Source organism: Achromobacter sp. Root170, assembly GCF_001428165.1.
In the GTDB taxonomy this organism is placed as follows: Bacteria; Pseudomonadota; Gammaproteobacteria; order Burkholderiales; family Burkholderiaceae_B; genus Achromobacter; species Achromobacter mucicolens.
Genome location: NZ_LMHN01000015.1, coordinates 382,863 through 402,790, shown reverse-complemented (window position 1 = coordinate 402,790; position 19,928 = coordinate 382,863). Strand labels below are relative to the sequence as shown.

General features: G+C 66.9%; 20 protein-coding genes. 9 read left to right on the top strand and 11 right to left on the bottom strand.

All coding sequences use genetic code 11. The features are described 5' to 3' along the window. The first annotated feature begins 104 nt into the window (after positions 1–104). From ASD87_RS16275 to ASD87_RS16260, 4 genes are all read left to right on the top strand, one after another. Positions 105–1,400, top strand: coding sequence for an amidase (locus ASD87_RS16275; RefSeq protein WP_082586315.1), 1,296 nt, complete (start codon positions 105–107; stop codon positions 1,398–1,400). A 169-nt stretch (positions 1,401–1,569) separates the two neighbouring features. Then, positions 1,570–2,445: an RNA polymerase sigma-70 factor gene (locus ASD87_RS16270; protein WP_056323604.1), complete on the top strand. Its 876-nt coding sequence runs from the start codon at positions 1,570–1,572 to the stop codon at positions 2,443–2,445. A 667-nt stretch (positions 2,446–3,112) separates the two neighbouring features. Continuing rightward, complete coding sequence (locus tag ASD87_RS16265; protein WP_142054388.1) at positions 3,113–3,547, top strand: cupin domain-containing protein; 435 nt, start codon at positions 3,113–3,115, stop codon at positions 3,545–3,547. A 143-nt stretch (positions 3,548–3,690) separates the two neighbouring features. Next, positions 3,691–4,695: a LysR family transcriptional regulator gene (locus ASD87_RS16260; RefSeq protein WP_056323601.1), complete on the top strand. Its 1,005-nt coding sequence runs from the start codon at positions 3,691–3,693 to the stop codon at positions 4,693–4,695. Positions 4,696–4,741: 46 nt separating this feature from the next. On the opposite strand, the gene ASD87_RS16255 is transcribed toward ASD87_RS16260, so the two are convergent. Genes ASD87_RS16255 through ASD87_RS16245 form a run of 3 tightly spaced genes read right to left on the bottom strand, consistent with a single transcriptional unit; the run spans position 4,742 to position 6,501 of the window. Then, positions 4,742–5,236 (bottom strand): Ohr family peroxiredoxin, encoded by a 495-nt coding sequence (locus tag ASD87_RS16255; protein ID WP_056323598.1) that lies wholly within the window; start codon positions 5,234–5,236, stop codon positions 4,742–4,744. A gap of 20 nt (positions 5,237–5,256) precedes the next feature. Continuing rightward, the gene (locus ASD87_RS16250) at positions 5,257–6,012 is read right to left on the bottom strand and encodes an SDR family oxidoreductase (RefSeq protein ID WP_056323596.1); all 756 of its coding nucleotides are present in this window, start codon (positions 6,010–6,012) and stop codon (positions 5,257–5,259) included. Positions 6,013–6,021: 9 nt separating this feature from the next. Further along, a complete protein-coding gene (locus ASD87_RS16245; protein ID WP_056323593.1) occupies positions 6,022–6,501 on the bottom strand; it encodes a carboxymuconolactone decarboxylase family protein in 480 nt (159 codons plus the stop codon). Positions 6,502–6,704: 203 nt separating this feature from the next. Here ASD87_RS16245 and ASD87_RS16240 point away from each other — a divergent pair, with 203 nt between their 5' ends. Continuing rightward, the gene (locus ASD87_RS16240) at positions 6,705–7,592 is read left to right on the top strand and encodes a LysR family transcriptional regulator (protein ID WP_056323591.1); all 888 of its coding nucleotides are present in this window, start codon (positions 6,705–6,707) and stop codon (positions 7,590–7,592) included. Between the two features lie 29 nt (positions 7,593–7,621). On the opposite strand, the gene ASD87_RS16235 is transcribed toward ASD87_RS16240, so the two are convergent. Further along, positions 7,622–8,290, bottom strand: a complete 669-nt coding sequence (locus tag ASD87_RS16235; RefSeq protein WP_056323587.1) for a FadR/GntR family transcriptional regulator — start codon at positions 8,288–8,290, stop codon at positions 7,622–7,624. A gap of 192 nt (positions 8,291–8,482) precedes the next feature. Here ASD87_RS16235 and ASD87_RS16230 point away from each other — a divergent pair, with 192 nt between their 5' ends. Further along, the gene (locus tag ASD87_RS16230) at positions 8,483–9,352 is read left to right on the top strand and encodes a fumarylacetoacetate hydrolase family protein (protein ID WP_056323584.1); all 870 of its coding nucleotides are present in this window, start codon (positions 8,483–8,485) and stop codon (positions 9,350–9,352) included. Positions 9,353–9,422: 70 nt separating this feature from the next. Beyond that, entirely contained in the window at positions 9,423–10,403 is a 981-nt protein-coding gene (locus ASD87_RS16225; protein ID WP_056323581.1) for a tripartite tricarboxylate transporter substrate binding protein, read from the top strand. A gap of 44 nt (positions 10,404–10,447) precedes the next feature. Here the strand turns inward: ASD87_RS16225 and ASD87_RS16220 are convergent, their stop codons facing one another. Genes ASD87_RS16220 through ASD87_RS16200 form a run of 5 tightly spaced genes read right to left on the bottom strand, consistent with a single transcriptional unit; the run spans position 10,448 to position 15,464 of the window. Continuing rightward, positions 10,448–11,941, bottom strand: a complete 1,494-nt coding sequence (locus ASD87_RS16220) for a class I adenylate-forming enzyme family protein (RefSeq protein WP_056323579.1) — start codon at positions 11,939–11,941, stop codon at positions 10,448–10,450. Between the two features lie 47 nt (positions 11,942–11,988). Then, positions 11,989–12,723: a CoA-transferase subunit beta gene (locus ASD87_RS16215; protein ID WP_056323575.1), complete on the bottom strand. Its 735-nt coding sequence runs from the start codon at positions 12,721–12,723 to the stop codon at positions 11,989–11,991. Continuing rightward, positions 12,716–13,549 (bottom strand): CoA transferase subunit A, encoded by an 834-nt coding sequence (locus ASD87_RS16210; RefSeq protein ID WP_056323572.1) that lies wholly within the window; start codon positions 13,547–13,549, stop codon positions 12,716–12,718. Before ASD87_RS16210 ends, ASD87_RS16215 begins: the two co-directional genes overlap by 8 nt. A 29-nt stretch (positions 13,550–13,578) precedes the next feature. After that, entirely contained in the window at positions 13,579–14,298 is a 720-nt protein-coding gene (locus ASD87_RS16205) for an enoyl-CoA hydratase/isomerase family protein (protein ID WP_056323570.1), read from the bottom strand. Further along, complete coding sequence (locus ASD87_RS16200; RefSeq protein ID WP_056323567.1) at positions 14,295–15,464, bottom strand: CaiB/BaiF CoA-transferase family protein; 1,170 nt, start codon at positions 15,462–15,464, stop codon at positions 14,295–14,297. Before ASD87_RS16200 ends, ASD87_RS16205 begins: the two co-directional genes overlap by 4 nt. Positions 15,465–15,775: 311 nt before the next feature. Here ASD87_RS16200 and ASD87_RS16195 point away from each other — a divergent pair, with 311 nt between their 5' ends. Then, positions 15,776–16,744 carry a tripartite tricarboxylate transporter substrate binding protein gene (locus ASD87_RS16195; RefSeq protein WP_056323564.1) on the top strand — a complete coding sequence of 323 codons (969 nt, stop codon included), beginning with the start codon at positions 15,776–15,778 and terminating at the stop codon, positions 16,742–16,744. Next, entirely contained in the window at positions 16,741–18,399 is a 1,659-nt protein-coding gene (locus ASD87_RS16190; RefSeq protein ID WP_056323561.1) for an FAD/NAD(P)-binding protein, read from the top strand. The genes ASD87_RS16195 and ASD87_RS16190 overlap by 4 nt, the downstream gene beginning before the upstream one ends. On the opposite strand, the gene ASD87_RS16185 is transcribed toward ASD87_RS16190, so the two are convergent. Together ASD87_RS16185 and ASD87_RS16180 are read right to left on the bottom strand one after the other, a co-directional pair. After that, positions 18,308–19,072 carry an IclR family transcriptional regulator gene (locus ASD87_RS16185; protein WP_056323557.1) on the bottom strand — a complete coding sequence of 255 codons (765 nt, stop codon included), beginning with the start codon at positions 19,070–19,072 and terminating at the stop codon, positions 18,308–18,310. The genes ASD87_RS16190 and ASD87_RS16185 overlap by 92 nt on opposite strands. An 81-nt stretch (positions 19,073–19,153) precedes the next feature. Beyond that, the gene (locus ASD87_RS16180) at positions 19,154–19,768 is read right to left on the bottom strand and encodes a cysteine dioxygenase (RefSeq protein WP_056323555.1); all 615 of its coding nucleotides are present in this window, start codon (positions 19,766–19,768) and stop codon (positions 19,154–19,156) included. Between the last annotated feature and the right edge of the window lie 160 nt (positions 19,769–19,928).

Sequence of the window (19,928 nt, the reverse complement as noted above, 5' to 3'; positions counted from 1 at the left end):
TAGGGCAGCCGACAGGCAAACGACGAATAGGCGTGGGGGGCACGAAAAAAAATCGCCGCCCGCCCTACGGTCGCAGCGTTTACGCATTGGCGATACTTGCGACCATGCAAAAACTTTTCAAATCTTCCCAAAGCGCACTTGGCATCGCCCGGGCGCTACGCCACGGCACGCTAACGACCGCCACAACAAGTCGCGCCCTGGTGTCGGCCCAGGTTCGACAAGAGTCCGCGATACGCGCATGGAGCTGGTTCGATCCGCGACAGGTAGAGGCCGAGTATCTCGCAGTCCAAGCGGGACGCGATTTGCCGCTGCTTGGCGTGCCAGTGGGGGTCAAGGACGTGATCGATGTTGCCGGCATGCCCACGGCGCTGGGCCTGGCCGGCTTCACGCCGGCGCCGGCCGACCGCGACGCGACGTGCGTGGCGCTGCTGCGCGCGGCGGGCGCGGTACCGGTCGGCAAGACAGTCACAGCCGAACACGCATACGCGCATCCCGGCCCGACCCGCAATCCGCACGCCCTGGACCGGACCCCAGGCGGCTCATCCAGCGGATCCGCCGCAGCCGTTGGGGCCGGCGTGGTGCCACTTGCGCTGGGCACTCAAACCGGTGGTTCGGTGATACGCCCAGCCGCCTATTGCGGTGTCGTCGGCGTCAAGACGTCGTTGGGAGCTCTGTCTCTCGACGGCGTCGCCCCCGTAGCCGGCAGTCTGGATTGTCTGGGTTGGTTCGCCCGCAGCACGGAGGATGCAGTTCAAGCGGCACGCGCGTTGCTGCCCGGCCTCACGCTCGCGACGCCCGATACATGGCGCGTGATGCTCGTTGATGCCGAACCCTTGGGACCGCTGGAACCGCAGGCGCTGCGCACGCTGCACGCCGCGGCACAAGCGATGCGCGATGCCGGCCACGAAGTCGTAGCGGTTTCCATGCAGGAGTGCCTTCCCGCCCTGGCACGATGCCATCGTCAGATCATGCTGTATGAGCTGGCCCGCTCGCTGTCGCCGCAGTCCTACTTACGAACTCAACCCCTAAGCGACGTACTGCGCGGCGCGATCCGCGACGGACTGGCGATCGACGACACCACGTATCGCAACGCCTTGGCTCGCGCGAACGCCGAGCGCCAAGTTTTCGAACAGGCTATTGCAGGCTTCGATTTCATCCTCACTCCCAGCGCGGCGGGGATCGCCCCAACTGGTCTGGCAAGCACGGGCGAATCGACGTTCAACCGGATCTGGTCCGTGCTTGGCTGGCCAGCTGTGCATTTGCCCACGGCATGGTCAATCGAAGGCCTGCCGCTGGGTGTGCAACTCGTTGGCCGTCATGGCAGCGACGGCCCGCTGCTGGCCGCCGCCGCGGCGGCGCACCCTTTTCTCGATTCTCGCGAAGAACCACCCGGCTCGTAGTTGCTGTGGGCACAACAAACTCATGCCTCTGGCCGATCTCAGCGTCGCGCCCGTGCAGCTACATCAGGAGGCGGGCATGGAGGCCGATATGGACGTCGTGCGCGCTTGTGGCGGGCAGGCCGCTACGGCAAAATACCTGCGTCCCTCCCCTCGCCCCGGCGCTGGCACCATGACCGACTCCGCCCTCTTCGACCAGCACCGTTCCCGCCTTTATGGCATTGCGTACCGCATGCTGGGCGCCGTGGCAGAGGCCGAAGACGTCGTGCAGGAAGCGTGGCTGCGCTGGCACGAGGCTGACCGCGCGGTCATCCAGAATCCCGAAGCATGGCTCGTCACGGTGACCACGCGCCTGTCGATCGACCGCTTGCGCGCTGTCAAGGCTGAACGCGAACACTACGTTGGTGTCTGGCTGCCGGAACCCATGCTGATGGCGGCGCCCTCCACGCCGGAGCAGATCCATGAGCAGGCGGACGATGTGTCGGTGGCGTTTCTGTTCATGCTGGAACGCCTGTCGCCGGATGCCCGCGCGGCGTTTCTCATGCGCGACGTGTTCGATGCGGACTACGAAGACATCGCGCAAACGCTGGACAAGACCCCGGCGGCCGTGCGCCAGATGGTGCGGCGCGCGCGCCAGCAACTGCGCCAGGGCGCGCCGCGCGAGGCCGTGCCGCGCGCGACGCTGCAGCGCCTGTTGCAGGCGTTTGCCGACGCGATGCAGCGCAGCGATTTCAACGGACTGCTTGCGCTTCTGAGCGACGACGCCGAACTGATCGGCGACGGCGGCGACAAGGTGACCGCGTTTGCCAGTCTGGTGGGCGGCAAGCGGCTGGCGCAGCTCTTTTATGCTGGCAAGCGCCGGTATCGCGACGCGCTGGATGTCCGGGTGGTGCAGGTGAACGGGCAATGGACCCTCTTGCGCTTCATCGACGGCGATCTGGAGTCCGTGCAGTCTTACGAGACCGATGGCGAACGGCTGACGCGGGTGCTGGTGCAGCGAAATCCGGACAAGCTTGCGGGCGTTGCCGCGGCGCTCAAGGGCTCTTGATGCGCGCGGGTGGCGTGTTCATGCGCGCGGGTGGCGTGGAAGGGGAATTGCGCTGCATCGAGTTGCGGACTGGGTGGGTTTGCATGGGATTCGGCTGGGTTCTTGAGACGCCCGGCGCGGCGTGGGCCTGGGGCGGGCGGGGCTCCGATTGCGGTCCGGAGCCTTCGCTCCGGACTGCCCCGCGCTCAACCTCGTCCGCCTTCGGCTCCCTTCGGTTTCCGCCGGGCGCATCTAAACGCCCCGCCCACCCCAGGCCCACGCCACACCGGGCTCTGCCGTTGAATCTTGTCGGACAGCGGGGCGAATTGGGTTCTTAAGGTTCTTGCATGCGACGGGGTGGAAGAGAAGCGTCTTGCGGGGCCCGCCCCCGGGCGGCCGCGCGGGCGGCCTTCGTGGGCTTACGCGGCGTCTTGCGTCGTGGCGATGGCGCTTCGCGTGTGGCTGCTTCCGCTCTTGGTGTCTGACACCCTTGTGAGATTCGCTTCATACCAAGTTCATGTCCCAAGGGTGTCAGACACCGCCAGCGGCCCTGGCTACGCGCCGCCACTGGCGGCCTGATGCGTTGGTGCCTGGCAGGCAACACGGTGATCCCCTGTGCGTGCCTACCGCCTCGCGGGCCGCGCTTCTACGATGGACCTGTCATCACTCACACACGCAAGGACAGGCCATGTCTAAGACCACCAAGTTCGGATTGCCCTTCATCGCCGCGGCGGCGCTGCTCGGCCAGCCCGTTTACGCCGCCTCCCATCACGCATCGTCCGGCGCCACGGCCGCGGATCCCATCGTCACCGAACTGATGACCAAGGCCCTGCCGGACATTCCCGGCAAGGACGCGTTGATGCTCATCGTCGACTATCCGCCCGGCGGGGCCGATCCCATTCACCGCCACGATGCGTATGGTTTTGTCTATGTGCTGGAAGGCAGCATCGTCATGCAGGTCAAGGGCGGCAAGGAAGTCACGCTGACGCCCGGGCAAACCTTCTATGAAGGGCCGGACGACGTTCACACGGTGGGGCGTAATGCCAGCCAGACCCAGCCGGCCAAGTTCCTGGTCGTCCTCATCAAGAAGCAAGGCGCGCCCGCCCTGACCCCGGTCAAATAAGGTTGCCCTGCACGCGGCGGGGGCCTTTCGTCGGCCCGCCAGGCCTTCCCCTCGGGGGAAAGCCTTTTTTTGCGCGTGATGTCACAAGATTGCAGGCTGCGCCGTCTTAGCTGTAGGATCAACCCACTTGCGGCGCCGCCACCATGTCGACACCCTACCCTGCCCCTTCGGATACCCCTGCTTCGGCCGGACCGGATTCTCTGGCCGACAGCTTTGCCACCAGCTATGCCGGTGTCATGGCCTTCATCGCCGTCGCCGCCGAAGGCAATTTCGCCAAGGCGGGCGACCGGCTTGGCATCGGCCGCTCGGCCGTCAGCCGCAGCGTGCAGAAGCTTGAAGATCAGCTCGGCACGCGACTGTTCGTGCGCACCACGCGCAGCACGTCGCTCACGCCCGAGGGCCAGCGCTTCTACGAGCAATGCCACCCGGGGGTTGAACGCATCATCCAGGCGCTGGACGACATGCGCGACCTTCGCGAGGGCCCGCCGTCGGGCCAGTTACGCGTGTGCGCCACCGTGGGCTTCGGCCGCAAGATCGTCGCGCCGCTGTTGAAGGGATTTCGCGAGGCCAATCCGGGCATCTCGGTGGAGTTGCTGCTGGACGACGGCCCTACCGACTTCACGACCGACCGCGTGGACGTGTCCTTTCGCAACGGGCGCATGGAAGACAGCCAGGTGATTGCCAAGAAGGTGATCCCGATGCAGATGTTGCTGTGCGCGTCGCCAGCCTATGCCGCGCGCCACGGACTGCCCGCCAGCGTCGAGGACATCGCGGACCATGCTTGCGTGAATTTCAAGCTGGCGTCCGGCCGCGTGTTCGAATGGGAGTTCAAGGTGGGCGGACAGATGCGCAAGGTGGCGCCGCCCGGCATGCTGACCTTCAACGACGCGGACCTGGTGCTGCAATCGGTGCTGGACGGACACGGCATCGCGCAGATGGCGGCCTATCAGGTCTGCGACCATCTGCGGGCGGGCCGGCTGGTGGCCTGCCTGCCGCAATATGCGCCGGACGACCGCGGGCATTACCTGTGCTTTCTCAGCCGCCAGCACCTGCCGGTGCGCATGCGCGTGTTCATCGATTACATGACGGAGAACATACGCGCGATGGACCTGCAGATACTGGACAGCCTGCTGGTCAAGCCGGCGTGAAGCGCAAGGCAGCAAGGCGCGTGGAAAGGCGCCCCGGCAAGCGGCGCTATTGCGTCAGCGCGACGACGCTTTCGATGCCGCCCTGCGCCATCTTGGAATAAGGGCAGAGGCGCTCGGTGTTGCGCACCAGTTCTTCGGCAATGGCCTTGTCCAGGCCGGGCAGGTGAATGTTGACGTCCGCCTTCAGCGCAAACAGGCCATCGACGGGGTCGCGTCCGAACGCGATCGTGGCGGTAACCGAGGCGTCGGGAATGGACAGACCGGACCGCTGGGCCAGCATGCTGAGCGCACCGTGAAAGCAGGCTGCGTAACCGGCGGCAAAGAGCTGCTCGGGGTTGGTTCCGCCGCCCGTGCCGCCCAGTTCGACGGGCAACCGTAATTCCACAAGCAGTTCGCCGTCGTCCGAGATGGCGATGCCCGAGGCGCGGCCATGCGCGGCCTCCCCGCCCCGTACTGTCACGCTGGTGGTGTACAGGGGACGGAAGGCGCCGCCCCGGTACTTGTCCAGGAGGCTTTGGGGAGGAGGCCGCAGTTTGCTCATGTAGGTCCTTGTGACCGCCGCTACTTTCTTGCACCCGAACGGCTGAACCAGGTGTCAAAGCCGATCTTGCCCAGACGCGGGATGGTTCCCGGCACCAGTGTGCTGTCGTCCAGCAGCGCGCCGAAATAGCGCACGCCGGCGTCCGCGTGCACGGTGCGGGTGTCCCCGATTCTACTCATGTAGCGTTGGGCCAGTTCGGACAACCTGACCTTCTCCGGACCGGCGATCTCGACAATGCCGTTCACGGGCGCGCCCAACGTGGCGTCGGCCATGGCCAGCGCTACGTCGTCCGAGGCGATGGGCTGCACGTAGGCGGAGGACAGCCGCACCTCTTCGCCCTGCGTGCCGGACTGCACGATGCCGCCCAGGAACTCGAAGAACTGCGTGCTGTGCACGATGGTGTACGGAATGCCGGCGGCTTCGATCAGGTCTTCCTGCGCGATCTTGCCGCGGAAGTAGCCGCTTTCGGCCAGGCGGCGGGTGCCCACCACGGACAGCGCGACATGATGGCGCACGCCCGCGCGCTTTTCGGCGGCCAGCAGGTTGCGGCCGGAGGTCTGGAAGAATTCCAGGACGGCCTTGTCTTCGAAGGACGGCGAGTTGGCCACGTCGACCACGACCTCGACCCCGTCCAGGGCCGCGTCCAGGCCTTCGCCGGTGATGGTGTTCACGCCGGTGGCGGGCGAGGCGGCGATGGCCTCATGGCCGCGTTCGGCAAGCAGTTTGACGAGCTTGGAGCCGATCAGGCCCGTGCCGCCGATGACGAGGATTTTCATGATCGATCCTTAGTTGAATTGGGCCTTGTCCAGCCCATACGCCTTGTCGGCCGAGCCGGGCACGGTCTGGAATCCCACGTTCAGCCGGTTCCAGCCATTGATGGCCATGACGGCAAAGCTGAGGTCCGAGATTTCCTTTTCGGACAGTTCGCCGCGCACGCGCTCGTACACTTCGGTCGGCACGCCATGCACGCCCAGCGTGGTCAGCGCTTCGGTCCAGGCCAGGCAGGCGCGCTCGCGCGCCGAAAATTGATTGGATTCGCGCCAGATGGCGACATGGTGCAGGCGCAGTTCGCGCTCGCCGGCAAGCTTGGCCTGCTTGATGTGCATGTCCAGGCAGAAGCCGCAGCCGTTGATCTGCGAGGCGCGGATGTCGACCAGGTCAAGGATCGACTTTTCGATGGTGCCGGATTTGGCCAGCATGGTGAATTCGACAAACTTCTTGAACAGTTCCGGCGATTGGGCAAAGGCGTTGAGACGTTGGCTCATGATGGCTCCTGGGTGGGTTGGGCGCTTCCCGATCGGGTTGCCGGGCGCGGCGCTTGCTTGTTCGACGCCCAAATCGTAGGCCGGCCCGCCGGACCGCAGTAGCCCCGGCGCGGGGACCATGATGTTGCCGCAATGGCAACAATCGGCAGGCGCGGTCACGCCGACAATAGGCAGGCAATCAAGGCTCGCGCCCGGAACTCATCATGAACAGAAACGATATCTCGATGCAGGACATCCATTACTTCGTCGAAGTCGCCAAGCGTGGAAAGCTGTCCGCCACCGCCGCCGCGCTCGGCATCCCCGTCGCCACGCTGTCGCGGCGGCTCACGCAGCTGGAACAGGCGCTGGGCTACAAGCTCCTGCATCGCACGACGCGCAGCGTCAGCCTGACGGCCATCGGACAGCAGTACTTCGATCATTGCGCGGAACACGTCGAAAGCGCCCTGTCGGCGCATGAAATCATCAATTCGCGCTTGAACCACCTGGCGGGCACGCTGCGCGTGTCGGTCATGCCCGGCCTGACGACGATCCTGCCGGCGGTGCTGAAAGAGCTGCGCGAAACCTATCCGCAGATCTCGTTCGAGGTGGAGCTTGGCTTGGCCGACACGGGCCGCAATGGCCAGCACTTCGACCTGATGTTGCGCTCAGGCGAGCTGGCGGATTCGGCGTTCATCCAGAAGCACGTCGCGCAGGTGCAGTGGGTGCTGGTCGCGGCCAGCAGCTACCTGGACCGATTCGGCCGGCCGACCTGCCCGGAAGACCTGGGCCTGCACGAGCGCATCATCACCGGCGACCTGCAGGACTGGACACTGGGGGAAGGCGAGAGCCTGCTGAACGTCCTCGGCCCCACCCACATCGGCACCAATAGCTCGGCGCTGGGCGTGCAGCTTGCCATCGCCGGGCTGGGCATTGCCTGGATGCCCAGCCACCTGGCGCTGTCGCAAACGCTGCGGGAACTGGATCTGGAACAGATCCTGCCAGACTGGAAATTGCCCCCGGCGACCATCTACGCGCTCTCCGACAACCGCGTGACGCCGGCGCGGGCGAAGGTGTTTCTGGATACGCTGCAACGGCATCTGCGCGTGAACTAGGCGCCTGCATCGCGGGCGCACGCCCTGGCTCACCCCAGCAAGTTCTCCCTGACGTGCACCAGATGCCGGCGCACCGCCGCGATGGCGCGGTCTGCGTCGCGGTCATGTAGCGCCTCGACGATTTCGCGGTGTTCGGCCTGGTAGGCCGCGCGCCGTTCGGGGGTGAGGCTCTTGCGCTTGAGCGCGCCCCAGGTGGCCTGCGAGCGCGCCGCGGTCATCAACGCGAAGACCTTTTCGATGAAGAGATTGTGCGTGGCCGTGGCCATCAGTTCGTGCAGTTTCGCGTCCCACACCTCGAACGCTTCAAAGCTGGCCGCGGCCTCCGCCTCGTCGCATGCATGCTGCATGGCGGCGAAATCGGCCGGCGTGCCGTGCTGCACCACCAACGCCGCAATGGCCGGTTCCAGCACCAGGCGCGCGGCCATCAGTTCGGCGGGGCTCGTGGACAGCACCTCGCCGCGCAAGAACGCCTCGGTCTGCGCCAGCGTCGACGGCGGGTTGGCGTAGGTGCCGCTGCCCACGCGCTGCGAGATCAGTCCATCGTCCTTCAACTGCGCCAGCGTGCGGCGCACGGTAGACCGGCTGAGGCCGAATTCCTCGCTTAACGCGCGCTCGGTCGGCAGGCGATGGCCGGCGGGCCAGATGCCCGACTGCAGGTTTTCGATGATGACCGCCCGCATGGCGGAGGCTTTGTCCATGAGGACTCCCGGATGAATGCCGCGATGATACCAAATCAGTCCAATAAATTCCTGCTTATCCGGCAATAAACCGATTCGCCTGCGGAGAATTTTGGTTTATCCTGCCGAACAGCACCAATTGGGCCTGAATTATTCAAATTGGTATGTTTTGGTATTTCATCAACGGGCGGCGTAAGCCCCGCAGGAGCAAGCATGAAAATCGCGGTATTTCGAGTCAATGGTGAACGGCGCGTGGGCGTGGTCTCGGACGACGGCAGCACGGTTACCGCGCTGGACTTCGCGCCCGAACTGGCCGCGGCCGGCGCCCTGACGGCGGTGCGGTGGCTGGCCGAGGGCCGCGCCCTGCCCGCCCGGACGGGACCGTCCTATCGCTGGGATCAGGTCGAGCACGAAGCGCCCCTGCCGGCGCAGCCGCGCAACCTGTTCTGCGTGGGCCGCAACTATCACGCCCATGCCAAGGAACTGCGCGACTCCGTCTTCAAGGACAACGACGCCAACCCGGAGTCCTGGCCCATCGTCTTTACCAAGGTGCCGCAAACCGTGGTGGGCCCCTGGTCCGACGTGACGCTGCCCACGGGCATCTCCGACAAGATCGACTACGAGGCCGAACTGGCGGTGGTGATCGGCAAGGGCGGTCGCAACATCTCTCGCGCCGAAGCCATGAGCCACGTCATCGCCTACACCGTGGTCAATGACGTCACGGCACGCGACGTGCAGATGCGCCACCAGCAGTGGGACCTGGGCAAATCCTTCGACACCTTCTGCCCGATGGGTCCGTGGCTGGTCACCGCCGACGAGCTGGACGGGCGCAACACGCGCGTGCGCTGCTGGGTGAACGGCGAGCTGCGCCAGGACGGCAACACGGAAGACCTGATCTTCGACATTCCCACGCTCATCGAAACCTGCTCGCGCGGCATCACGCTGTACCCCGGCGACGTCATTGCCACCGGCACGCCCGCTGGCGTCGGCCAGGGCCTGAATCCGCCCCAGTTCCTCAAGAGCGGGGACACCGTCCGCATTGAAATCGACGGCATTGGAAGGATCGAGAACCGATTCGTCTGACGCCCGCGCCAATGAGCGCCGGTCAATGAAACCGGCGCCGCGCAGCACGCAAGCCCATAAGGAGTGAGACATGAAACTGCGCTGCAAACAGGTGGCTGCGGCTGCCTTGCTATGCCTGAGTGCGACGGCCACGATGACCGTGCTGGCCGCCGGCTATCCCGAACGCCCCGTCACGCTGGTGGTGCCCTTCCCGCCCGGCGGCGTGGCCGACACCATCGCCCGCCCCATTGCCCAGGCCTTGGGCGACAAGCTGGGCCAACCCATCGTCATCGAAAACAAGGGCGGCGCCGGTGGAGCCATCGGCATCGGCCAGGCGGGCCGCGCCAAGCCCGATGGCTACACGTTGCTGATGAGCCTGTCGTCGATCTCCATCCTGCCCGCGGCCGACCGGGTGCTGGAGCGCAAACCCGCCTATCAGCTGGACCAGTTCGTGCCGATCGCCCGCATCACCGCCGATCCCACCGTGCTGGTGGTGCGCGCGGACGCGCCCTACAAGACGCTGGACGAATTCCTTGAGGCGGCCAGGAAACAGGGCGGCAAGCTGAGCTACGGCAGCTCGGGCATCTACGGCACGATGCACGTGCCGATGGAAATGCTGCAGAACGCCGCCGGCATCAAGATGATGCACGTGCCCTTCACCGGCGCGGGTCCCGCGGTGCAGGCGCTGGTCGGCGGGCAGGTTGACGCCCTGGCCACCGGCCCGTCCAGCGTCATGCAGCTCATTCAAGCTGGACGTGTCCGCCCCCTGGCGCATTGGGGCGATGGCAAGCTGGAGAGCCTGCCGCAGGTGCCATCGCTTAAGTCCAAGGGGTTTGACGCGAGCTTCGTGCAGTGGTCCGGCATCTTCGCGCTGGCCGGCACGCCGCCCGCCGTCATCGACAAGCTGCGCGATGCCGTCAAGCAGATCGCGGACGATCCCGCGGTGCAGGCGCGCATCGCCGGCACCGGCAGCCCGGTGCAGTACCTGGACGCGCCGGCGTTCGACGACTACTGGAAAAAGGACTCCGCGTCGCTGGAAGTGGCGGTCAAGCGGATCGGCAAGGTCGAATGACGAGCGGAACGTAGCTGCTATCGGGGGGCTTCGAGCCCCCTTTTTCATTGCACCGTTTCGCGCCCCGCCGCTTGCCGGGCCAGCGCCTTGCGGTCCACCTTGCCCACCGCGTTCTCCGGCAACCGGTCGACCCAGATCACGTCACGCGGCACGTAGATCCGGCCCAGCCGCGCCAGCACCTCGGCCTGTATCGCGGCCGCGTCAGGCGCGGCGTCGCCATTGCCGTGCACGAAGATCACCGGCGTCTCGCCCAGATCCTCGTCCGGCGCCCCCACCACGCAGCAGGCGGCGATGCCGGGCATGCCCGTCACCACGCCTTCGATGAGCGCGGGCGAAATGTTCTCGCCGCCGCGGATGATGACGTCCTTGATGCGGCCGGTGATCATCAGATAACCCTCTGCGTCGAAGCGGCCCAGGTCGCCCGTGCGCAGCAGCCGCGGCGCGCCCGCGTCCGCACTGTCCACGCCCAGATAGCCCAGCATCAGGCTGTCGCCCGCAATGCAGATCTCGCCTTCGGCGCCTGCCGGCGCAAGGCTGCCGTCGGGCAGGCGCAAGCTCACGTCCTGCCCTTCAAGCACCGTGCCCACCGATCCCACGCGCCGCGCCGCGGGCGGATTCATGGTGGACGTGCACGTGGCCTCCGACAGGCCATAGGACACGACCAGCGGACACCCGAGGAAGGCTTCGATCCGGCGGTGCAAGGCCTCGGTGATGGGCGCCGAGCCGCACCGGGCAAAGCGCAGGCCGGCAAGGCTGTCCGGATCGAACGTCAATTCCAGCATCCGCGCATACATCGTCGGCACGCCGGTGATGATCGTGGGCCGGAAGGCGGCCAGCAGACCCGGCATGTCCTGCGCGCGGAACCGGCCGGCCAGCGCCACGCTCGCCCCCGCCAGCAGCGGCGTGAAAATTTGATTGTTGAGCGCGTTGGTGTGGTGCAGCGGCATGACGTGCAGCAGGCGATCGCCGGGCGTCAGACCCGTATGCGCCAGAACGCCGCGCGCGTTGTTCACGAGCCCCCGATGGCTGAGCAGCACGCCCTTCGGATTGCCGGTGCTGCCGGACGTAAAGAGCAACAGCCCCGGCGCATCTGGCGCGACATCCGCGCCGGACCAGTCCTGCCCGCCCTGCGCGATCGTTGCCGCATCGAGCACGCGCGCCGCCGGCAGGCCGCAGCCGCGCGCGGTGGCGGCGTTGTCGCTATCGGCCAGCATCCACGTCAGCCCCACTGCCGCCACCCGCCGCGCGGTTTCCTCAACCGACAGCCGCGGCTCCAGCGGGCACGGGCATCCGCCCGCCGCCATGACGCCCAGGATGGCCAGCACCTGCGCCAGCGAGCGCTCCATCGCCACGCCAACGTAGTCGCCGGGCGCAACGCCGGCAGCCCTCAGGCCGCCCGCGGCCTGCCCCACCCGGCGGCGCAGGTCCGCGTAGGTGACGGTTTCCTCGGCGGTCACGAGCGCGGGGCGCGCGGCCCATTCCGGCTGGTCCCACAAGCGTGCAAACGCCGCCACGACCGTGGCATCGGCAATCGACATGACTGATTCCCCCTGTACCGGGCTCGATGTGATGGGTAGATGCGCGATCAGCGCAGCGTGACGGCGGCGTCGCGTTCGAACTGCCCGTCCGCGTCCAGTTCGCGCAAGGCAAGGGCTTCGCGCTCGGTCGGCGGTTCGGTCGGGCCCGCGCCGGCGGCGTCGAACTCAAAGCCCGTGCGCTCGCGCACCTCGGACAGGCTGGACTCCGGATGCCACGATTGCAGCGCCAGCCGGCCGTCGCGTTTGATGAACACGGCGATCGGCGTGACCACCCCATGAAAGCCGCCCCACGACGTCATGAAGTCCAGCTTGGGCACGAACGTGCGGCGCGAATGCTCGGTGCGCCAGGTGCAGGCGCGCCGCGCCGTGGGCAGCATCACCGCGCCGCCGCCGCCGCCGGGCAGGCGGACCTTGGGTTCATGCCAGTCGCCGATGCACGAGTTGTTGGCGCAGCCCGCGCCGTCGATCTGCGCCGCGCCCAGAAACGTCAGGTCCATGCGGCCGCGCGTGCACAGGTCGTAGAAGTCTTCGTTCGAGAAGATCGACGCCGTGTGCTCGGCCAGCACCGGATCGGAGCTGGACAACGGAATGTGCGAGGGCCGCGGGTTCACGCCGCCAGCCACGTTGATGTAGACGAAGTCCCAGTCATACGCACGCTTGGCCAGCAGGCAGGCCAGCATGGGCATCGTGGAGTTCACGCCGCTGAACGTGATTTCATCGGGGCGGATGAAGCGCGCCAGATTGGTGACGATGTACGAAAAGCCCGACCATTGCTCAGCCATGATTTCCCTCCCGCGCTTCGGGCGCCGCAGCCAGGTGCGCGCGCAGATCGCTGTTCTTGTCCATGTAGGTTTCCACCGCCGGATAGTCGATGGCGTAATCGGGCCAGCACGATCCCGGCCACGCGCCCCCCGGCACGACCGCATACGCCTGCACCATGAAATACGGCACCAGCGTGGATTCAGGCTGCGCCTCGAACACGGCGCTATCCACCTGCTTTTCGGCCACCACCAGCACGCTGCCGGCGGCACGCGACATGATCCGGTCCCAATGCGCGGTGCCATGCACGCGCACATTGCCCTGCGCATCCACCTCCGACGCCTGGATCACCGCGAAGTCCGGCCGGATCGCGGGCACCACCCAGGTCTTCTCGCCGCTGCCGTACGGGTCTTCCAGGCATTTCCAGCCGTTCAGTTCCGGCAGGCCGCTGCCATGCAGGCCGCCGCAGGGCTGGAACGGCACGCCGAAGGCCGCCGCGCGCAGGCCGGCAGTCAGGCTGGCGCAGGCATGTTCCTCCAGCTCGATCTCGTGGCGTTCCACGGCGCGCCGGTACCAGGGCGCCAGACCGAAGTTGCCCTCCATCGCGACGATGCCCGCGCGCACGCGGCGCAGCACGCCCGCCCGGCACAGGATGTCGACGTCGTACCCCGGCGACTGCTTGATGAGTTCGAGATCGCGCTTTTCCTGGCGGATCAGTTCACGCACGAACGCGAACGGGCCGCGATGCAGGAAGCTGCCGCCCAGCGCGATCGATGCCCCGTTAGGCACCAGCGCCGCCAGTTCCTGCAAGCTGCACTGCTTGTTCTTCTGATTGAATCCTGAAGCCATTGTCTTCCTCCCTGCTTGATGGGACGCGCCTAGCGCGCCTGCAGATATGCCGCCACGCGGTCCTTCAGCCCGGGCGCCGATGCCGAGCGCACCAACCGTGCCAGGTCCGTGTCCGGCGTCTCCTGCGACAGCGCTGCGTAAAGCTGCACGCGGCTGTCGTCCGTGAGCGCGCCGGCGGTTTCCAGCGCCTCGTCGCCGATCCGCGTCCAGTCGGCCGGCGCCGCAAGCCGGCTGGCAAAGCCGTCGCGCAATGCGTCTTCGGCATTGAACGTGGCGGCCTGCTCAAGCACCGTGCGCGCGCGCTCGGCGCCCACCAGCGACGCAAACCGCCGCGTGCCCAGCACCAGTCCAAACTTCAGACCGGGCATCCGGAACGTGGCGTCCGGCGCGCTGACGCGCCATTTGCAGGCGCCGAACACATCCACGCCCGCGCCGAAATTGCGCCCGTGCGCCAGCGCGACGGTCAGGCACGGCGAGGCCGCCAGCCGCTGCAGCAGGGTTTCGATCCGCACGAAGCGCAGCAGCAGATCGCCTTCGCTCTGCGTCTGCCAATCGCCGAAGTCAAAGCCCGCGCTGAAATTCTTGCCTTCGCCTTGCAGCACGATGACCTTGGCGCCCTGGCCTTCGGCCTCGTCAAGCGCCGCGATCAGCGCCTCGACCAGGTCGGCCGACAGCGCATTCATCTTTTCGGGGCGCGCCAGCGTCAGCACGTGGCGCGGCCCTTGTCTGTCGATACGCAGGACGCTCATGCCGCGCTCCCTTTGCCGCCCGCACGCAGCGGCCCCAGCACTTCGTCGTTGTGTTCGCCCAGCGCCGGGGGCCTGCGCCGCAGCGCCGTCGTCTCGCCGTCGAACCGCACCGGCAGCCCGAACGTGCGCGTCTGCACGCCGTTGGGCAGTTCAAGCGGCTGGACCCAGCCCATGTGCGCGACCTGCGGATCGTCCAGCACCTCGGAATACGTGTTGATGGGCGCGCACGGCACGCCGGCCGCGCGGAAACGCGCCAGCCATTCCTGCGCCTCGTGTTCCGCAAAGATCGCTTCCAGGATGTCGCGCAGCGCGGTCTGGTTGCGCGCGCGGGCGCTGGTGTCGGTAAAGCGCGGATCGGCCAGCAGGTCGTCGCGTCCCACCGTGGCGCACACGGCTTTCCACAGCGCCTGGTTGCCGGCGGCCATGCCGAAATACCCGTTCTTGCAGCGAAATGCCTGATACGGCGCGTTGCGCGGGTGCGCCGACCCCAGCTTGACGGGATCCTTGCCGCTGCCGAAGAACTCGGACGTCTGCAAGGCAGCGATGCCCAGCGTCGCGCCCAGCATCGGCACGTCGATGTGCGTGCCCTGCCCGCTTGCCTGCGCCGCGCGCAGCGCAGACGCGATGGCGAACGCGCCATACAGCCCGGCCGAAAAATCGGCCAGCGGCACGCCGCATTTGACGGGTTCGCCGCCGGCCTCGCCCGTCACGCTCATGATCCCGCTCATGGCCTGGATGGTGAGGTCAAAGCCGCCTTCCTGCGAGCGCGGTCCGGACTGGCCGTAGGCGGAAATCGAGCAATAGACCAGGCGCGGATTGGCCTCGCGCAGCTGCAGGTATCCCAGGCCCAACCGATCCATCACGCCCGGCCGGTTGTTTTCGATGAGCACGTCGGCGCGCAGCGCCAGCTCGCGCGCCAAGGCCACGTCGCCGGGATCCTTCAGGTTCAGCGTCACCGAGCGCTTGTTGCGGTTGAGCGAAGCGAAGTTCTCGCTGTAGCCATCGGAGATGGGCGGCCAGCTGCGCAGCGTATCGCCGCCTTCGGGGTGCTCCACCTTGATGACGTCCGCGCCCATGTCCGCCAACAACATGCCGCAAAAGGGTCCCGCCGCGACGTTGCAAATCTCCAGCACTGTGATGCCGGTTAGCGCCGAACTGGGTGTCATGTCTGACCTCTCGTTATGAAAATTCAATATTTGGGATAAGAAAAACAGTATAAGACGCGGCTTTCAACGGTGGCATCATCCAGTCCGACCAAGACGGGAAGCCGTTGATTTCCAGGCGAAGCCTAGTGCAATCCCTAGGTGTCGCGGTTAATTGTTGACCAGCATAGCACCGTGTGGAATTCTACGTAAACCATTTATTGGAACGTCGATCCTATATTTTAGGATTTAGTAGAAGAGGACTGCAGCGGTCAAGTCGCCGGCGATACGCACGGCGCCTGTCGCATGCTGCCCCATCCACCGAGGAGACTTGCATGAGACTGTTGTGGCGTATTGCCTTGGCCAGCACGGTGCTGGCGCTGTCGGCCAATCCCGCTTCCGCGGATAACTGGCCAACGAAACCCGTGCGCATGGTGGTGCCGTTTCCGCCGGGCGGAGCCACAGACGCCGCCGCGCGTATCTATGCGCAGCATCTGGGAGACTTTCTCGGCCAGAGCGTGGTCGTGGAAAACAAGGCGGGCGCGGGTGGCGAGATCGGCGCGGAGTTCGTCGCCAAGTCCGCGGGCGACGGCTACACGCTGCTGATGGGCGCCGTGGGCAGCCACGCCATCCACGCGGCCATGCCCGACAAGCCGGGCTACGATTTCGGCACGGCCTTCGTCGGCGTGTCGATGGCCACCAGCATGCCGATGGCGGTGGCGGTCAACAGCAGCAAGATCTCCGCCAAGAACGTGCAGGAACTGATTGCGCTGGCCAAAAGCAAACCCGGCACGATCACGTTCGGATCGGCCGGCCCGGGCACCTCGCAGCACATGGCGGGCGAACTCTTCCAGGCGGTGACCGGCACGCGGCTGATGCACGTGCCTTACCGCGGCAGCGGGCCGGCCATCACGGATCTGCTGGGCGGCCAGATCGACATGGTCATCGAAACCCTGCCCGCCCTCTTGCCGCAGGTTGCCAGCGGCAAGATCCGCCTTTTGGGCGTCACGACCGCCAAGCGCGCCACGGCCCTGCCCGACCTGCCGACACTGATGGAACAGGGAGTGAAAGACTATTCGGTCGCCACCACGTACGCCCTGCTCGCGCCGGCGGGCACGCCGCCCGCGGTCGTCGAGAAGCTGTCGGACGGGATGCGCCGCGCCGCCGCGATGCCCTCCGTGCAGCAGGCCGCCTTGAAGCTCGGCGCCGACGCCATCGCCACGACCCCGGCCGACACCAGCCGGATGCTCAAGCAGGAAACCTCGCGCTGGGCCGACGTGGTGCGCCTGTCGGTGGCGAAATGACGCACACCCCCGCATCGGGCCGGCCGGCCGCAATCGACCTGGCCATCGTCGGCGGCGGCTCGGTCGGCGTCAGCTTCCTGTATCAGTTCCTGCTGGCGATGCAGGCCGCGCCCCCCGCGCGGGAGGCGCGGCCGCCGGTGATCCATCTGTTCGAACCGCAGGCTGTGCCCGGCCCGGGCGGCGCATACCAGGACGACCTGCGCAGCAACCTGCTCAATATCCCCGCCGGCAACATGTCGGCGCGCGCCGACCATCGGCTGGACTTCGTCGACTGGCTGCGCGCGCAGGATGCCGGCTGGCTCGGCGGCTACGGCGTCACCGCGATCGATCCGGCCGACTTTCTGCCGCGTCCGCTCTTCGGCGCCTACATGGGCGCGGTCTACGAACGCTGCCGCCAGCTCGCCCGGTCCCTGGGCGTGACGCTGGAACACGTGCGCAGCCGCGTGCACCGCGTGGCGCCGCAGCCGGACGGCGGCGCGATCATCCAGCCCGAACACGGCGCGCTGCGCCACGCGCGCCACGCCGTGCTGTGCAACGGCAACCTGCCCTCGCAGGCGTTTCCCTCGCTGGAAGGCGTGGCCGGTTACTTCAACAGCCCGTATCCGGTGTCGGCGCTAGCGCAGGACATCGCACCCGATGCGTCCGTGTGCATCGTCGGCACCAGCCTGAGTGCGGTGGACGCCGTGGCCGCACTGCAACAGGCCGGACACCAAGGCCCGATCCTGTGCGTGTCGCGCAACGGCCGCTTGCCGTCCGTGCGCAGCCCGCACAACCGTCCCCCGGACACGCTGCAACGCCTGAGCCGAGACGGCGCCCTCGCCCTGGCCGCTCAGCACGGCGGGGCGCTGACGCTGGACATCATCTGGCAAGCCCTGCGCGACGAAGTGCTGGCGTTGCAGGGTTCTCTGGACCCCGACGAGGTGCTGGGCATGGACGGCGACGCGCGATCCGCGCTGGAAGACGAGATCCGCCGGTCGTCCGCCGCCCCGCGTCCGTGGCAGGCGGTGGCCGCAGCCACCAACGCGGCGGTGGATCAGATCTGGCACTTGCTGCCCGATACCGAACGGCGCCGCTTCCAGTCGCAATGGCGATCGCTATGGATGGCCCGGCGCGCGACCTTCCCCATGCGCAACGCCTTGAAATTGCAGGCACTGTTCGGCGCGAATCAGCTCAGCGTTGCGGCGGGCTTTGCCGGCTGCGAACACGTTCCGGCCAGTGGCCTGTTCCGCACGCGGCTGCGCACGGCGGACGGCCAGATCGAACACCTGAGCCATCATCTGATCAACGCCACGAGCTTCTCGGTGGACGCAGCGCGCACGGACGATCCGCTGGTGTCTGAACTGCTGCGCGAAGGTCACGCGCAGGCCGATCCGCACGGCGGACTCACGCTGCACTACGACACGGGCTGCCTGATAAATGGCGCCGGCCAGCACGTGGCTGGCGTCTCGGTGCTGGGCAGCCTGGCCGGAGGCACCTACTTCTGGACCACGTCCATGGACGTCAATGCCCGCCTGGCGCGCGATCAGGCCGAGCGGATCGCGGCCACCCTGCGCGCCACGCCCCTCACTGATCCAGAAAGCCGCGGCGATAGCCCATTCCCTGAGAGATGGACTGCGCACAGGCCGCCACATCCGGCGCAAGCTGCTTCATCCTAGCGGCGCTCAGGCGATCCAGGGGGCCAGAGATGCCCACCGCGGCCACGGGCTGGTCCAGACTGTTGAACACCGTCACCGCCAGCCCGCCCACCCCTTCGCGCCACTCTCCGCGATTCACCGCATAACCGGCGCGCGCGATCTTGCGCAGCTCGTCTTTCAAAAGCGGCATGGACACGATCGTGGACGGCGTGTGCCGCACCATCTGCTCCGCGTAGCGCTCGACGTAGCCCTCGGGCTGATACGCAAGCAGCGCCTTGCCGGTCGCCACCGCATAGGCGGGCGCGCGGCCGCCCACCATCGAGTACGCGCGAATGGGTTGCGGGCTGTCGATCTTGTCCACGTACACCACGTCAAAGCCATCCAGCACCGACAAGTGCACGGTTTCGCCTGTCTGATCCGCCAGCGTGCGCATGTGGGGCGCGGCCAGTTTGCGCACGTCCAGTTGCGCCAGTTGCCGCGCCGCCAGTTCGAAAAGGCGCACGGCCCCGCGGTAACCGCCGCCGTCGTCGTCCTTGATCACGTAGCCGGCATGTATCAGCGTCTGCAAGGTGCGATGCGTATTGCTGCGGGTCAGACCCACGCGGGCCGCCAGCGCGTCGATGGTGCGCGGCGGATTGTCCACATCGGTCACGGCTTCCAACACCATCAGCCCTTTGAGCAGCGTCTTGTCCATTCGTGATTTTTCCTAATATTTAGGACGGGAACATAGCACGGGACGCGATGCGGGAACAGCAAATTCCGCCCGGCGGATACGCTAGCCCAGCGTGGCGCGCACGGCGGCGGACCGATCCCACAGATTGGGCAGGCTAGGCGACGAATAGCCCGAGACGAACGGCTTGGCCTGGCCGGTATCGGGGTCATACACGTGACGCGACACCGCGCCGATATTGCCGCCATACAGGTGCACGCTGATGGACACCCTATCCGGATAGGCATTGGACACGCGATGGATGTCGCCCTCGGCCGGCGACAGGCGCTCGACGTCGCCTGGGCGAAGCGTGGTCGCTTCGCCCGCCAACGCCAACCGGCCGTCCCCATCGCGCGTGAACCGCTGATTGATCTCGGCGCCGCGCAGCATGCCCACATAGCCCCAGACCTCGTGATCGTGCACGGGCGTGGACTGCCCCGGCCCCCAGACAAAGCTCACCAGCGAGAAACGCTCCAGCGGATCGCAATGCAGCAGGTACTGCTGGTAGAACTGCGGATGCGGGGCGGTACAGGCGTCGGGCAGCCAATCGTCGTGACCCACCAGGTCCGCGAACGCGGCCGCCAGCTCGGGGCCCTGGTCCAGCGCCTGCGGCGAAGCCAGCCGCGTCGCAGTGGCAATAAAACGGCGCAGCCGTTCCAGGCCGGTGTTCGATTCAGGCATTCTCAGCTCTCCAAGGCGGGATGAAATCCCAGATTGAAAAAACAGTATCCACGATTCGGGACGCGGACGCACGCGCGTCCCGCTTGCTGGCCCGCGCGGCGCCGTGTGTCCACCCTTGACAGCGCCTTGCCGGCGCGTGCAGCGTATCGAACTGTCTGCA

Excerpts from the sequence above, each read along its gene's own strand:
- ASD87_RS16245 (WP_056323593.1), bottom strand. The coding sequence starts at position 6,501 with ATGAGCCAACGTCTCAACGCCTTTGCCCAATCGCCGGAACTGTTCAAG.
- ASD87_RS16215 (WP_056323575.1), bottom strand. The coding sequence starts at position 12,723 with ATGGCTGAGCAATGGTCGGGCTTTTCGTACATCGTCACCAATCTGGCG.
- ASD87_RS16200 (WP_056323567.1), bottom strand. The coding sequence starts at position 15,464 with ATGACACCCAGTTCGGCGCTAACCGGCATCACAGTGCTGGAGATTTGC.
- ASD87_RS16205 (WP_056323570.1), bottom strand. The coding sequence starts at position 14,298 with ATGAGCGTCCTGCGTATCGACAGACAAGGGCCGCGCCACGTGCTGACG.
- ASD87_RS16240 (WP_056323591.1), top strand. The coding sequence starts at position 6,705 with ATGAACAGAAACGATATCTCGATGCAGGACATCCATTACTTCGTCGAA.
- ASD87_RS16250 (WP_056323596.1), bottom strand. The coding sequence starts at position 6,012 with ATGAAAATCCTCGTCATCGGCGGCACGGGCCTGATCGGCTCCAAGCTC.
- ASD87_RS16210 (WP_056323572.1), bottom strand. The coding sequence starts at position 13,549 with ATGGCTTCAGGATTCAATCAGAAGAACAAGCAGTGCAGCTTGCAGGAA.
- ASD87_RS16195 (WP_056323564.1), top strand. The coding sequence starts at position 15,776 with ATGAGACTGTTGTGGCGTATTGCCTTGGCCAGCACGGTGCTGGCGCTG.
- ASD87_RS16180 (WP_056323555.1), bottom strand. The coding sequence starts at position 19,768 with ATGCCTGAATCGAACACCGGCCTGGAACGGCTGCGCCGTTTTATTGCC.
- ASD87_RS16190 (WP_056323561.1), top strand. The coding sequence starts at position 16,741 with ATGACGCACACCCCCGCATCGGGCCGGCCGGCCGCAATCGACCTGGCC.
- ASD87_RS16265 (WP_142054388.1), top strand. The coding sequence starts at position 3,113 with ATGTCTAAGACCACCAAGTTCGGATTGCCCTTCATCGCCGCGGCGGCG.
- ASD87_RS16185 (WP_056323557.1), bottom strand. The coding sequence starts at position 19,072 with ATGGACAAGACGCTGCTCAAAGGGCTGATGGTGTTGGAAGCCGTGACC.
- ASD87_RS16260 (WP_056323601.1), top strand. The coding sequence starts at position 3,691 with ATGTCGACACCCTACCCTGCCCCTTCGGATACCCCTGCTTCGGCCGGA.
- ASD87_RS16230 (WP_056323584.1), top strand. The coding sequence starts at position 8,483 with ATGAAAATCGCGGTATTTCGAGTCAATGGTGAACGGCGCGTGGGCGTG.
- ASD87_RS16275 (WP_082586315.1), top strand. The coding sequence starts at position 105 with ATGCAAAAACTTTTCAAATCTTCCCAAAGCGCACTTGGCATCGCCCGG.
- ASD87_RS16270 (WP_056323604.1), top strand. The coding sequence starts at position 1,570 with ATGACCGACTCCGCCCTCTTCGACCAGCACCGTTCCCGCCTTTATGGC.
- ASD87_RS16235 (WP_056323587.1), bottom strand. The coding sequence starts at position 8,290 with ATGGACAAAGCCTCCGCCATGCGGGCGGTCATCATCGAAAACCTGCAG.
- ASD87_RS16225 (WP_056323581.1), top strand. The coding sequence starts at position 9,423 with ATGAAACTGCGCTGCAAACAGGTGGCTGCGGCTGCCTTGCTATGCCTG.
- ASD87_RS16220 (WP_056323579.1), bottom strand. The coding sequence starts at position 11,941 with ATGTCGATTGCCGATGCCACGGTCGTGGCGGCGTTTGCACGCTTGTGG.
- ASD87_RS16255 (WP_056323598.1), bottom strand. The coding sequence starts at position 5,236 with ATGAGCAAACTGCGGCCTCCTCCCCAAAGCCTCCTGGACAAGTACCGG.